At 72.9% G+C, this 12,562-nt stretch carries 14 protein-coding genes; 4 read left to right on the forward strand and 10 right to left on the reverse strand.

The features are described from left to right. The first annotated feature begins 1 nt into the window (after nucleotide 1). The 3 genes from ACN263_RS28050 to hisC are packed head-to-tail and all read left to right on the forward strand — an operon-like array spanning nucleotide 2 to nucleotide 2,863. Nucleotides 2-709: an RDD family protein gene (locus ACN263_RS28050; protein WP_422737233.1), complete on the forward strand. Its 708-nt coding sequence runs from the start codon at nucleotides 2-4 to the stop codon at nucleotides 707-709. A gap of 37 nt (nucleotides 710-746) precedes the next feature. Then, nucleotides 747-1,763, forward strand: coding sequence for an RDD family protein (locus tag ACN263_RS28055; protein WP_422737234.1), 1,017 nt, complete (start codon nucleotides 747-749; stop codon nucleotides 1,761-1,763). Then, a complete protein-coding gene (gene hisC, locus ACN263_RS28060; RefSeq protein ID WP_422737235.1) occupies nucleotides 1,760-2,863 on the forward strand; it encodes a histidinol-phosphate transaminase in 1,104 nt (367 codons plus the stop codon). Before ACN263_RS28055 ends, hisC begins: the two co-directional genes overlap by 4 nt. Before the next feature lie 57 nt (nucleotides 2,864-2,920). Here the strand turns inward: hisC and ACN263_RS28065 are convergent, their stop codons facing one another. From ACN263_RS28065 to ACN263_RS28105, 9 genes are all read right to left on the reverse strand, one after another. Further along, nucleotides 2,921-3,991: a hypothetical protein gene (locus ACN263_RS28065; RefSeq protein WP_422737236.1), complete on the reverse strand. Its 1,071-nt coding sequence runs from the start codon at nucleotides 3,989-3,991 to the stop codon at nucleotides 2,921-2,923. Nucleotides 3,992-4,016: 25 nt separating this feature from the next. After that, nucleotides 4,017-4,559 (reverse strand): hypothetical protein, encoded by a 543-nt coding sequence (locus tag ACN263_RS28070; protein ID WP_422737237.1) that lies wholly within the window; start codon nucleotides 4,557-4,559, stop codon nucleotides 4,017-4,019. Nucleotides 4,560-4,618: 59 nt separating this feature from the next. After that, nucleotides 4,619-5,152, reverse strand: coding sequence for a hypothetical protein (locus tag ACN263_RS28075; RefSeq protein ID WP_422737238.1), 534 nt, complete (start codon nucleotides 5,150-5,152; stop codon nucleotides 4,619-4,621). A gap of 128 nt (nucleotides 5,153-5,280) precedes the next feature. Next, a complete protein-coding gene (locus ACN263_RS28080) occupies nucleotides 5,281-5,637 on the reverse strand; it encodes an LPXTG cell wall anchor domain-containing protein (RefSeq protein ID WP_422737239.1) in 357 nt (118 codons plus the stop codon). 89 nt (nucleotides 5,638-5,726) lie between these two features. Then, nucleotides 5,727-6,983, reverse strand: a complete 1,257-nt coding sequence (locus tag ACN263_RS28085; protein WP_422737240.1) for a PQQ-binding-like beta-propeller repeat protein — start codon at nucleotides 6,981-6,983, stop codon at nucleotides 5,727-5,729. An 83-nt stretch (nucleotides 6,984-7,066) separates the two neighbouring features. Further along, on the reverse strand, nucleotides 7,067-7,540 hold the full coding sequence (locus tag ACN263_RS28090; RefSeq protein WP_422737241.1) for an SRPBCC family protein: 474 nt from the start codon (nucleotides 7,538-7,540) through the stop codon (nucleotides 7,067-7,069). 133 nt (nucleotides 7,541-7,673) lie between these two features. Then, nucleotides 7,674-7,883 (reverse strand): DUF397 domain-containing protein, encoded by a 210-nt coding sequence (locus ACN263_RS28095; protein WP_355050986.1) that lies wholly within the window; start codon nucleotides 7,881-7,883, stop codon nucleotides 7,674-7,676. A 325-nt stretch (nucleotides 7,884-8,208) separates the two neighbouring features. Further along, nucleotides 8,209-9,405 (reverse strand): fumarylacetoacetase, encoded by a 1,197-nt coding sequence (gene fahA / locus ACN263_RS28100; protein WP_422737242.1) that lies wholly within the window; start codon nucleotides 9,403-9,405, stop codon nucleotides 8,209-8,211. Further along, nucleotides 9,402-10,271 carry a hypothetical protein gene (locus ACN263_RS28105; protein ID WP_422737243.1) on the reverse strand — a complete coding sequence of 290 codons (870 nt, stop codon included), beginning with the start codon at nucleotides 10,269-10,271 and terminating at the stop codon, nucleotides 9,402-9,404. The genes fahA and ACN263_RS28105 overlap by 4 nt, the downstream gene beginning before the upstream one ends. 94 nt (nucleotides 10,272-10,365) lie before the next feature. Between ACN263_RS28105 and ACN263_RS28110 the strand changes: the two genes are divergently transcribed. Further along, nucleotides 10,366-11,532, forward strand: coding sequence for a homogentisate 1,2-dioxygenase (locus ACN263_RS28110; RefSeq protein ID WP_422737244.1), 1,167 nt, complete (start codon nucleotides 10,366-10,368; stop codon nucleotides 11,530-11,532). On the opposite strand, the gene ACN263_RS28115 is transcribed toward ACN263_RS28110, so the two are convergent. Next, nucleotides 11,529-12,557: a tetratricopeptide repeat protein gene (locus ACN263_RS28115; protein ID WP_422737245.1), complete on the reverse strand. Its 1,029-nt coding sequence runs from the start codon at nucleotides 12,555-12,557 to the stop codon at nucleotides 11,529-11,531. The genes ACN263_RS28110 and ACN263_RS28115 overlap by 4 nt on opposite strands. Nucleotides 12,558-12,562: the final 5 nt, after the last annotated feature.

Consider the following 12,562-nt stretch of genomic DNA (forward strand, 5'->3'; position numbering starts at 1 on the left):
CGTGACGCAGCCTCCGTCGTACCCGACGCCGCCGGCCGGTGGGCCTCCGCCCGCCGCCGGCGGCGTCGCGCCATCGCCCGGCCCACACCCCCAGGGGTACGCCGTGCCGCCGCAGTACGGTCCACCCGGATACCCTCCGCCGCACTGGTCGACCGCACCGCCCGCGCCCAGTCCGCCCGCACTCAGCCCGGCCGGGCAGCCGCTGGCCGGTTTCGGTGACCGGCTGCTGGCCTGGCTCATCGACACGGCCCTGGCGAGCATCGTGGCGATGGTGCTGTTCATGCCGATCTTCCTGGTCCTGTGGTGGCGCATGTTCCGCGAGATGACCCGGACCAACCCGGACGGCACGTTCGTGGAGCCCGACCCGGCCACCTTCCTCACCGACTTCTTCCTGCCGCTGGTACTGGTCGAGATCGGCATCTTCGTCGTGCTGCTCGGGCTCTACTGGCTGTACCACGTCGAATACCTCAAGCGTGGCGGCCAGACGCTCGGCAAGAAGATCATGAAGCTGCGCGTGGTGCCGCTCGATCCCAGCCGTACGCTCGACCGGCGGATGGCCGGTCGCCGCTGGCTCGTGCAGTACCTGGCCTGCTCGCTGGTCCCCGGCCTGAGCTACGCCGACGGGTTCTGGCAGCTCTGGGACAAGCCCTGGCAGCAGTGCCTCCACGACAAGTTCGCCGCGACGGTCGTCGTTAAGGTTGCCTCGTGAGCGAGCGAACCAGCAGGTACGACAGCGGAGCGTCAGCGTGAGTGTGGAGCCCGGCTGGTACGTGGACCCTGCCGATCGTGACACCCGCCGGTACTGGGACGGCGAGGGTTGGCTCGGCGCGCCCATCCCCGTCGACGCGACCCCGCCCGACGGCCCACCACCGCCCGAGCCGCCACCCGTACCGGTAGCCCCGGCCGCGCCGGCCGGCGCCCCGTCGGCGGAGACCGCGCCGGGCTGGCCGCCGCACCCCGGCCAGCCGGCGCAACCGGGACACGGCCCGGGCCCGGGCTGGGGCTCGCCGGGCACCCCACCCGGCTGGACGCCGCAGGGCACTCCGCCCGGTTACGGCCCGCCGGGCACTCCGCCGGGTTACGGCGCGCCTGGCACTCCGCCGGGCTGGGCACCGCAGGGCGTGCCGCCCGGGTGGGCCCCCGGCTGGGCCGGACGGCCACCCGAGCCGCGCCCGCACGGGCTGCGGCTGGCCGGTTACGGCCGACGGCTCGTCGCCCGGCTGATCGACATCGCCCTGGTGCTCGCGCTGAACGTGCTCGTCAACGGCTGGTTCGTCTGGCGGTGGCTGCAGGAGCTGGCGCCGTACTGGCGGGTGGCGTATCCGCGTGCGCTGGAGGGCAACACCTCCAGCGAGGGACTGCCGCAGATCGGCGAGCAGGCCGGGCTCCTCCAGGTGGCGATCCTGGTGATCGCCACCGCGCTCTGGCTGGCGTACGAGGTGCCCGCCATGGCCGGCAACGGGCAGACCATCGGCAAGCGGGTGATGCGGATCCGCGCCGTCCCCGTCGAGGCCGACCAGCCGTTGGGCTTCGGCCGGGCGCTGCGCCGATGGAGCACGCTGGGCATGCCCACCCTGCTGTGGCCCTGCTTCGGGATCGGCCTGCTGATTCAGTTCATCGACTCCGTGTCCCCGCTCGTCGACCACCCACTGCGCCGAGCACTGCACGACAGGCGTGCGCTGACGGTGGTCGTCGAGGTCCCCGCCACCACCGATCCCCCCGTCACCGACGATCACCCTCAGCCCTCGGGAGACACCCCATGACCGACTCCGGACGCCACCAGCCGACGGTGCGACTGACCCGCGCCGACCTGGACGCGCTGCCCAGCTACGTGCCCGGGCGCAGCCCCGCCGACCTGGCCCGCGAGCTGGGTCTGCCGGAGGCCATCAAGCTCGCCAGCAACGAGGTGCCGTACGGGCCGCTGCCGGGCGTGGTCGAGGCGGTCACCGAGGCGGTCAGCGGCTCGCACCGGTACCCCGACATGGGCGTGGTCGCGCTGCGCGAGACGTTGGCGCAGCGGTACGGCGTGGACGCGGACCGGATCGCCACCGGCTGCGGGTCGGTGGCGCTCGCCGAGCATCTGGTGCGGGCCACCTGCCTGCCGGGTGACGAGGTGCTGTACGCGTGGCGGTCGTTCGAGGCGTACCCGATCATCGCGGCGACCAGCGGCGCGACAAGCGTGCGGGTCGCCAACGACGCCGGGCACGGCCACGACCTGGCGGCCATGGCGGCGGCGGTGACCGACCGGACCCGGATGATCCTGGTCTGCAACCCGAACAACCCCACCGGCACGGCCGTCCGCCGGGCCGAGTTGGACCGGTTCCTCGATTCCGTGCCGGACGACGTGCTGGTGGTCATCGACGAGGCGTACCGGGAGTTCGTCACCGACCCCGAGGTGCCGGACGGCCTGGACTACCTCGGCCGGCCGAACGTCGCGGTGCTGCGCACGCTGTCCAAGGCGTGGGGCCTGGCCGGGCTGCGGATCGGCTGGCTGGTCGCGCAGCCCGCGGTGGCGGCGGCGGTCCGCAAGGTGGTGACGCCGTTCTCGACGAGCACGGCCGCCCAGGCCGGCGCGCTCGCGGCGCTGGCCCAGGCCGACGAGATGGAGCGTCGGTGCGCGCTCGTCGTCGCCGAGCGGGAGCGGGTCACCGAGGCGCTGCGCAAGTTCGTGCCCGACGTGCCGACCAGCCAGGCGAACTTCGTCTGGCTGCCGCTCGGCGAGCAGGCCGTGGCGTTCGGCAAGGCGTGCGAGTCGCGCGGGGTGATCGTCCGGCCGTTCGCCGGGGACGGCGTCCGGGTCACCATCGGCACCCCGGCCGAGAACGACGCGTTCCTCGCGGCCGCGGAGTCGGCGCTCGGCTGAGCGAGGTGTGCTGCCGGGGCCGGTCCGTCAACCCCCTACGGACCGGCCCCGGGCGTCTCAGCCGGCGGTTGCCGGTTGCCGGAACCGTCGGCGGTAGGTGTAGACCCCGAACAGCAGCAGGATCAGCACCGATCCGGCCACGCCGGAGCCGAGCACGAGTGCCCCGGTGTCGACCTTCCGCTCGGTGGTCGCGGCCGTGGCGGGACCGAAGTCGACCGAGCCGGTGGCGCTCCGCTTGGTCCACCCGCTGGCCAGGTCCAGCCGGGCCTTCCACGGCCCGTCCGGTAGCTGCCGGTCCAGTCGGACCCGGATGGTCGTCCGCCCGTTCAGCGGCAGCGTCCGGGCCTCGGCCCGCAGCGGACCGGCCGAGAGTCCGCTCGGTCCGTCGGTGAGCCGCAGCTCGCCGGCCAGGTCGAGCGCGCGTTGGCCGGTGTTGCGCACCTCGGTCGTGACGAACGGGGTGCCGTCCGTCTCCCGACCGCCGCTGAGCGGGCCCACCTCGAACCCGGAGGGTGGTTCCCCGCCCGGCCCGACCGACAGGTAGACGCGGATGCCCGCCCGTGCGATCTGCTCGACCATCCGCTCGTCGCCGCTTGTGGACTGGGCCCACACCACCGCGTACCGTTCGCCGGCCTCGGCCTTCTTCGGCACCCGGATGGTCACCCAGACGGTCGCCTCGTCCTCCGAGGCCAGCTTGACCTGCGTCGTGTCGACCTCGATCCAGCTGCTTAGCTCGTTCTGTGTCCGCTCGGGCGCGAGCACGAAGCCCTTCTCGGTCACGTCCGCCGCCGCCGGGTAGACGTCGACGGTCCGCTTCACCGGCGAGACGTTCTCCACCACGATGCGCCGCCGGATGGTGGTGCCGGGGTGCACGTGGTCGACGATGTACTTGTGCGCACGGGTGTCGTCGCGCCGGTTGACCGGCGCGTCGAGCAGCCGTACGCCGACCGCGGCCGGTGCGCCCTCGGGGCTGGCTGACGGCTTGGGCGTCCCCGCAGCCCGGTCCAGGCCCGGGACGTCCGCCTCCTCCACCATGTTCGGGTCCTCGGGCGCCGCGCCCGCGAAGGAGTGCACGCCGGCCGCCCTCGCGGGCAAGGCCGGCGCCCCGGCGGCGACCACGAGGGTCACCGCCAGGGCGAGGGTACGAGAAACGTCATGCCACCGAATGGGTGATCACCCCCGTGTAGGTGCCGCCGACCGCGCTGGGCGGGATCGTGATGCGGATGGTCGGGTTCCAGGTCGCGGAGTTGTTGCCGCTGCCGGAGGTCTTGCTGAACGCCACCCGGGGCAGGTTCAGGGTCACCGCGTCGGCGGAGGTCAGCTGCCCCGGGACGAAGGTGCCGGTACCGGTCGTGGAGATCGCCGGGCCGGACCAGTACTCGACCAGGTTCGGCAGGATCGTCTCGGAGCCGGTGCCGCCGCCGGTGGTGAACGCGGTGCTGCTGACCGTGGCGGTCCAGGTGGCGCTGAGCGCGGCCCGGCTGTCCGTGACGGTGACGTTGCCGAGTTGCCCCTGGATGGTGCTGCCGGCGAAGACCGCGCCCAGGTTGACCGACGGCGGCACCGAGATGTCCAGGTTCGCGGTCGAGATGGTGAACGTGACGACGGTGTCGCCGGACGGCGCTGCCGCGGCGGGCGCCGCCAGAGCGAGCACTGCGGCCCCGGCGGCAAACAGGGTAAGAAGTGGCTTCCTCATGGCAGCGACGCTACGGGCGCAGATGGGCACGAATAGCGTGATATCGGACGAATCACCCATTAGGCGACGGAGTGGGTGATAGTTCCGCTGTATACGCCGGCCACCACAGTGGACGGAACAGCGATGCGGATCGTCGGGATCCACGACACCCGGTTGTTGCCGTTACCGGCGGTCTTGCGGAACGCCTCGCGCGTCACGTTCAGGGTGACGGCCTGCGCCGCGGTGAGCTGCCCCGGGACGAGGGTGCCGCCGCCGGTGCTTTGGACGGCCGGGCCGGACCAGTACGAGATCTGCCCGTTCGAGATGGTCCGGTTGGTGCCACCACCTCCGGTGATGAAGACCGTCGCGCTCACCGTGGCGACCCAGAGGTTCGGATTCACGTTACCGCGCTGGTCACGCACCTCCACCGTGCCCAACTGCCCGGTCAGCACACCACCGACGAAGCCGGTGCCGAGATTCACGGCGGCGGGCACGGTGATGTCGACACCCGGCGTCAGGGCCAGCTCGACGGTACGAGTGGCCGGCGCCGCCTCGACGGGCAGCGCTCCACCGAGCGCCAGAAGCAGGCTGAGCGGGACAACGATCGCACGCACGACGGAGACTATATTACTCTTTGTCCGTTTTGTCGAATACTAAGCGTCTCAACTCACGTCGGTTCCCGCCAGCTCAGCCGGCGGCGCGTCAGCCTGGTTGGCGGCGCGTCAGCTCGGTCGGCGGCGCGTCAGCTCGGTCGGCGGCGGCGGGCGGCGAGCCAACCGATGGCCACCAGGGTCACGCCCAGCGCGAGGAGGAACAGCACCGACCCGCCGTCCGAGCCGGTGACCGGCAGCTTGCCACCGTGACTGGGTGTCGGCGTGTGCGGGCTGGGCTGCGGGGTCGACGGGGTGGGCTGGGGCGTCGCAGTGGCGGTCGGCGAGGCCGGCACCACCTCGAAGATCACCCGCGTGCCGTCCGACGGCGCGACCCGCACAGCGGCGGACGCGGTCGGCGGCGTCTCACCCGAGGCGAGAATCGGTGGCACCGTGATCACCAGGCCGGCGGTGGCGGCGGCCAACCACCTGGCTGCTCTGTTGCCCACGCGACGACCCCTTCCACCGGAACCTGAACCATGAAAAACCTACCCATTGCGGTCAGACCTGGTGGAAGTTTCAGGGTCGGGTGACCCGATCAGGTGGCGGCCAGGATCACCGCCTCCGAGGTCAGGTAGTAGCGCTGGTCGTCGCCGTCCGGATCGACCGGCACGCGCAGCCGTTCCACCGCGACGTAGCCCGCCTCGGCCCAGACCGCTCCGGGGGCCCAGCCCGTACCGTCCGAGCCGACGTTGAGCGTGCTGCGGGACAACAGACGCCCGGTCGCCGGGTCCAGCGTCACCAGGTCGTTCGCCTCGGTCAGCAGATGCACCCGGCCGGGCTGGGCGGCGAGCACCCGCGCCGGACCCAGGCCGGGGTAGCGCCACAGTTCGACGCCCGTACGCGCCGACCGGCCCACCGCCACCCCGTCGACGACATCGACGGCCTGTTCCCCGACCACGACGACACCGGCCGGGTCCAACGCGGGCGCGGCCACCGGCTCACCGCCACCCAGCACCCACCCCCGGCCACCGGCGTCACCCGGACCGGCCGTGCGCAGGGCCAGGCACCCCGACCGGCCGGTACGACATCCGAGCGGCGTGATTACCAGGTCGTCCGGGCCACCCGGTGGGCGCCAGCGCTCGCCCACCCGGCCCGTCGCGGCGTCCCGGAACTCGATCATGGCCGGCCCGGCACAGGTGTCCAGACCGATCACCTGCCCGGTCGCCGTGGTGCCGACGTCGCTGTGGCAGTCGCCGAGCAGATCGGTCCGCCACAACTCCCGGCCGCTGGCCACCTCCACCCCGCTGGCCTGCGTCTTCCCGCTGACGGTCAGCACGGTCCGGCCGTCCGGCAGGTCGGCGAGGAGGAGTCCGCTCGGGTTCCAGACGACGGCGGCGCCGGTGCGCCGGACCACCGCCGTGTCGGGGACGGGCTTCGGACCGTCGGCCCGCCAGCGCACCCGCCCGGTGGACGCGTCGAGCGCGACCAGCCGGCCGTCCGACCACTGGCTGACCACGACGGCGCCGCTCGCCACCACCCCGGTCAGCTCCGCCGGCCAGCGCCGGTACGACCAGTAAGGGCTGGTCCGGTAGCGCCAGTCGACCGGCCGATCGGCGTAGACCTGGCGGTGGGCGGCGTACACCCGGAGCCTCCCGTCCACGATCAACGGGGCGACCGGGAGGCGGCCGATCACACCGGGCGCGGGTCGGGGCGCGGCCGGATAGGCCGCTCGCGCCGGCGTACTCACCTCGGCCGGCGCGAGCACCCGGTGGACGACGACCGCGACGGCCGCCACGGCGAGTAGCACCGCCACCGCCAGCACGAGCCGTCGTCGGCCCCTCGGGAACCCCATGCCGCACCTCCGCCCGGCACCCTACCCAGCGCGGCGGGTCGGAGCCGGGTCAGGTTGTCCGGGCCGGTCTCCGGGCGGTGCGCTCAGGCCGCTTCGAGCGAGCCGGCGGCGCCGGCCAGGTCGGCGAGGTCACGCCGGAGCGCCACCTCGACCGCCCGGGCGGCGAGGCCGCCGAGCAGCAGCGCCACCACCCGGCCGTACGGATCGGTGGGCACCGCCTCCTGCGTGACGGTCACCGCGGTGCGTGGGCGACGGCGGCGTCGGTCCGGGCGCAGATGCCAGGTGATCCGGTAGTCCGCACCGGCGCCGGAGGAGCAGAGCACCAGCCGCTGCGGCGCGACCGCCTCCACCACCAGGAACTCCTCGGTGAGGGTGTCGCCGCCCGGCTGGGCGCGCGCCTCACGCCAGGCGGTGCCCGGTCCGAACGCGCCCGGGGTCAGCACGTCGACCGGGCCGGCTCCGGTCATCCGGGTGGCCCGGCCGGACAGGTCGGTCAGCAGGCACCAGACATCGACGGCGTCCGCCTCGATGAAACCGGTAACCGCGACCGTCGACATGCCACCCTCCCGTGCCACCGACGGTACGCGCGGTGCGGGCCGGACGAGGCCCCCGGACGGAATTTCCACCACCCGGAGGCCACGTTGTCCGTTTCGGCGGCTCGGTCGCACCGTTTCGCCGGTGCGACACCGCTCAGCGTTCGAAGCGACCGGACCTGATCGCGCCGACGAACGCTGTCCATCCCGGCGGGCTGACGGCCAGTGTGGGGCCGCTCTGGTCCTTGGAATCGCGGACCGCGACCAGGCCGATCACGTCGACCAGGTTGTCCGCCACCTCCACGCAGAGCCCTTGGTCGTTGGACCGGCTGCTGGTGCGCCAGAGCGCTCCGGTGAGATCGTGCATAGTTGTTACCTCCGTGTACGTCGGAATGCCCCACCACTCCCCAGGGGGGTGGCGGGGCGACTGATCCGCGTGATCAACGGGGAAACGGGGTGTGGTGATCGCACAGACGGTGCGACCAAGAGTCTCGTCGATGGGACGGCCGGACGGGCAGGCGTTCAGGCGGCTCCGAAGCGGGCCGAGGTGGACCCGGCGGGCCCTTTGCTCTGCTTCAACGGACGCAACAACGAGCGGCCCCAGGTGTTGCGTGGGGTGAAGCAGAGCAAAGGAAGCCGACGTCGGGCCAGGTGCCCGGCGGGCCGGGCGTGGGCACGCGCGATTGGCCTGCTCAGCGGGCCGGCTGGACCGTTCCGGTGACCTCGCCCAGGGCGATGGTGGTGCCGTCCGGCCCGGGCGCGGTGGCGGTGATGGTGACGGTGTCGCCGTCGGCGAGGAAGGTACGGCTCTCGGTGCCGACCTTCGCCGGCTCGGCCCCGCCCCACGTCAGCTCCAGGAACGAACCGACCTGGGAGCGGTCCGGGCCGGAGACGGTGCCCGAGGCGTACAGGTCGCCGGTGCGCAGGGACGCGCCGTTGACGGTCAGGTGCGCCAACTGCTGGGCCGGCGTCCAGTACATGCCGGCGAACGGCGGCTCGCTGACCCGCTCGCCGTTCCACTCGACCGCCAGCCGAAGGTCGAGCCCCAGGTGCGGTACGTCGCGCAGGTAGTCGACGACCGGTGGGTCCTGGTCCGGGGCCGGCACGAAGGCCGCGGCCAACGCTTCGAGGGGCGTCACCCAGGCCGAGATCGAGGTGGCGAAGGACTTGCCGAGGAACGGGCCGAGCGGCTGGTACTCCCAGGCCTGGATGTCGCGGGCCGACCAGTCGTTGACCAGCACCACTCCGAAGACGTGGTCGGCGAAGTCGTCCACCGCGACCCGGTCGCCCAACGCGCTGGGCACCCCCACCACGAAGCCCACCTCGGCCTCGATGTCCAGGCGTACCGACGGGCCGGTCACCGGACCCTCGGCGGACGCCCGCTGTCCGGTGGGCCGGACCACCGGCGTGCCGGAGACCACGACGGTCCCGGCGCGGCCGTGGTAGCCGATCGGCAGGTGCTTCCAGTTGGGCAGCAGCGGCGGCTGGCCCGGGCGGAAGATCTGCCCGACGTTCGACGCGTGGTGCTCCGAGGAGTAGAAGTCGACGTAGTCGGCCACCTCGAACGGCAGCAGCAGCTCCACGTCGGCCAGGGGCACCAGCAGCGGTTCGACCGCCGGCCGGTGCGCCGGGTCGGTGAGCAGCTCCACGATCCGCTGGCGAACCGCAGTCCACTGCGGACGCCCGAGCGCCATGAAGTCGTTGAGGGTGGGTCGGCCCAGCGCGCCGGCGGCGAGCACCAGGCCGGCGGCCTCCGCCCCGGCCAGGTCGAGAATCCAGGACCCGATGCGTACGCCGATCCGCGGCTCGTCCCCACCGGCGGAGAACACCCCGTACGGCAGGTTCGTCACGCCGTACGGCGAACCGTCAACGCCGCTCACCCAGGTCATCCGTCGTAGCCCCCGTTCACCAGCCCCAGCCGGATCAGATCGGTAAGTGGTTCCAGGATGCTGCACGAGCCGAAGCCGACCCAGAGTGGGCGCGGCGCGTCCAGCCGTCCGTTGATGCGTTCGAGCAGCGGACGTGGGTCGAGCGCGGCCAGCAGCTCGGCGACGACCCGCACGCTCTCCCCGTCGGCGGCGGCGAGTGTCGCGGCCAGCACGTTGGCGTAGCCGTGGTGGGTGAACCCGGTCTCCGGGTCGAGATGCCGCACCGCCTGGTGCAGTCCGGCGGTGAGCTTGAACGGCAGGGCGCGGTCGCGGCAGGCGCAGAGCACCGCCGCCAGCTCGGCCGGCGTGGGGAACAGCTCGGCGGCGAGGCCGCCGGTGCGGAACTTGGCGGCGATCGGCACCCCGTCGGCCCGGGCGGCGGCGAGCGCGTCCAGCGCGCCCATCAGTCCGAAGGTCAGCGGCAGTTCGGCGTAGACAGCCTCGACGCCCGGCATGGCCTCGGTCAGCCGCAGCAGCTCGGCGACGCCGGGGAGCGGGTCCTCGCCCCGCTTGGCGACGGCCACCTCGACCTGCCGGGCCGTGATGCCGTCCGGCGGCAGGAACGAGAGCGCGAACGGCAGCTGGCCGATCCCGGTGTTCCCGATCAGCCCGGTCACGAGGCCCTCAGCCGGGTCGACGAGGCCGCTCAGCTCGCCGCTCACGACGGTCGAGGCGGGGACGAGCAGCGGCCCGACCAGGTCGGCGTACCAGGCGACGCGATGTTGACGGTGGGCGGTCAGGGCGTCGGGCAGCGTGGCACTGCCCGGCGGGAAGACGGCGGCGTCGTCCACCAGGCTGTGAAGGAGCGCGGGCACCTGCGTTGACACGGAACAAGAATCTACGGGACGCTACGAGGAACGGACAACAGCGTCCGATTATCGGACGCCTTCGGCCGGTGAACGAGATATATCGGGAGGCGAGATGCCGTACTACCGCAGCGTCGGCGAGGTGCCGCGCAAGCGCCACACCCAGTTCCGCCAGCCCGACGGCAGCCTGTACGCCGAGGAGCTGATGGGCCAGGAGGGCTTCTCCTCCGACTCCTCCCTGCTCTACCACCGGCACGCACCCACCGCGATCCTGGCCGCCGACGAGTTCACCCCGCCCGCCTTCACCCGGACGCCGAACCTGCCGCTCAAGCCCCGCCACCTGCGCACCCACAAGCTCGACGCCGGCGCCGCCGACCCGATCCTCGGCCGGCAGTACCTGCTCGCCAACGACGACGTCCGCATCGGCTACGTGCTCGCCGACCGGCCCTCCCCGCTGTTCCGCGACGCCACCGGCGACCACTGCCTCTACGTCGAGGCGGGCACCCTGCGGGTCGAGTCGCCGTTCGGGGAGCTGGACGCGGTCGCCGGCGACTACGTGGTCATCCCCACCTCGACCATCCACCGCCTCGTTCCCACCGGCGACCAGCCGGTACGCCTGCTCACCGTCGAAGCGTCCGGGCACATCGGCCCGCCCAAGCGCTACCTCTCCGTACGCGGGCAGTTCCTGGAGCACTCGCCGTACTGCGAGCGCGACGTCCGCGGCCCGGACACACCCCTGCTCGTGGACGGCGAGGAGGTCGAGGTGCTGGTGAGACACCGGCGCGGCTGGACGAGGTACGTCTACGCGAACCATCCGTTCGACGTGGTGGGCTGGGACGGACACCTCTACCCGTGGGCGTTCTCCATCCACGACTTCGAGCCGATCACCGGCCGCATCCACCAGCCCCCGCCGGTGCACCAGACCTTCCAGGGGCCCAACTTCGTCATTTGCTCCTTCGTGCCCCGCAAGGTCGACTACCACCCGCAGTCGATCCCGGTGCCGTACAACCACCACAACGTCGACTCCGACGAGATGCTCTTCTACACCGGCGGCAACTACGAGGCCCGGCGCGGCTCCGGCATCGAGCAGGGCTCGATCTCGCTGCACCCCTCCGGGTTCACCCACGGCCCCCAGCCGGGCGCCGCCGAACGCTCCATCGGCGCGGACTACTTCGACGAGTTGGCCGTCATGGTCGACACCTTCCGCCCCCTCGACCTCTGCGACGCGGCACCCGCCTGCGAGGACGACGCGTACGCCTGGACGTGGGCGCGCCGCCCCTAGCGGAAAACCGTTCTTCTGAGGGCGGCGAACTCGGCTACCACCGTGGTGACGATGGCGAGCACCAGCGGCCACGGTGAGCCGACCACCGCGTACACCAGCAGCAGCAGCGGAGCGGCCGCCACCGCGTAGACCGCCAGGGCCATCGTCCGGTCGGCGTGCAGCATGGTGGGCAGGACGGTCCGGGTGAACCCGGGCAGCCGTGCCGCGAGCTGCCAGACCAGGACACCGCCGGTCAGGGCGGCGAGCACCGCCAGGACCCGGGAGAACCCGCCGCTCGTCGACGCCGCGAACGCCACCACCACCGCGGCGACCAGCGACCAGCCCGCGCCGTAGTGCACCAGCCGGTGCAGGCCGTCCACGAGCGTGCGTGGGGAGTCGATCCGGCTCGGACCGAACGTCACCGCCTCGGCCATCTGCTCCAGCGCCGCCGACCAGCGGCGCTGCTCCAGACGCAGCACGCCCACGTCGTGCCCGACCTCGGCGAGGCGGGGGTCGAGCCGCAGCGCCTCCCGGTAGGCCCGCTCGGCCAGGTCGAACAACTCCAGCCGAGCCGCGACCAGGCTGAGCACCAGATGCGCCTGCGGCTCCTGGGGAGCCAGCTCGACCCCGCGCCAGGCCGCGTTCAGCGCCGGCTGGCCGTTGCGCGCGTCAGCCAGGATCGCCGCCGCGCTGCGCTGGGCGTACGCGTCGGCCGGCCCGAGCGCCAGCAGCCGGTCGGCGGTGGCGGCCGCTTCGTCGTACCGACCCAGGTCGACCAGAGCCATCGCCCGTACGACGAGCGCCGGCAGGGCGTCCGGTGCGGCCGCCACGGCCGAATCGGCGGCGGTGAGCGCGTCGACCGGCCGGTCGGCGGCGAGCTGCACCCGGGCCAGCATGGTGAGGGCTTCCGGGTCGGCGGGCTTCAGCGCGAGCCCCTCGGTCAACTCGCCGGCGGCCTCGTCGTGGCGGCCCAACTCGGCGAGGAGTTGCGCGCGTTCGAGGTAACCGTCGGCGGCGAACCGGTCGGGGGCGGGATCGGTGGACATCGCGG

Origin of the sequence: Micromonospora sp. WMMD729, from assembly GCF_049315225.1 — a bacterium.
Lineage (GTDB): Bacteria > Actinomycetota > Actinomycetes > Mycobacteriales > Micromonosporaceae > Micromonospora.

What these genes read in the sequence shown, in the direction of transcription:
- ACN263_RS28085 (WP_422737240.1), bottom strand. Translation starts at nt 6,983, where the DNA reads ATGGGGTTCCCGAGGGGCCGACGACGGCTCGTGCTGGCGGTGGCGGTG.
- ACN263_RS28070 (WP_422737237.1), bottom strand. Translation starts at nt 4,559, where the DNA reads ATGAGGAAGCCACTTCTTACCCTGTTTGCCGCCGGGGCCGCAGTGCTC.
- ACN263_RS28090 (WP_422737241.1), bottom strand. Translation starts at nt 7,540, where the DNA reads ATGTCGACGGTCGCGGTTACCGGTTTCATCGAGGCGGACGCCGTCGAT.
- fahA (WP_422737242.1), bottom strand. Translation starts at nt 9,405, where the DNA reads ATGACCTGGGTGAGCGGCGTTGACGGTTCGCCGTACGGCGTGACGAAC.
- ACN263_RS28095 (WP_355050986.1), bottom strand. Translation starts at nt 7,883, where the DNA reads ATGCACGATCTCACCGGAGCGCTCTGGCGCACCAGCAGCCGGTCCAAC.
- ACN263_RS28115 (WP_422737245.1), bottom strand. Translation starts at nt 12,557, where the DNA reads ATGTCCACCGATCCCGCCCCCGACCGGTTCGCCGCCGACGGTTACCTC.
- hisC (WP_422737235.1), top strand. Translation starts at nt 1,760, where the DNA reads ATGACCGACTCCGGACGCCACCAGCCGACGGTGCGACTGACCCGCGCC.
- ACN263_RS28110 (WP_422737244.1), top strand. Translation starts at nt 10,366, where the DNA reads ATGCCGTACTACCGCAGCGTCGGCGAGGTGCCGCGCAAGCGCCACACC.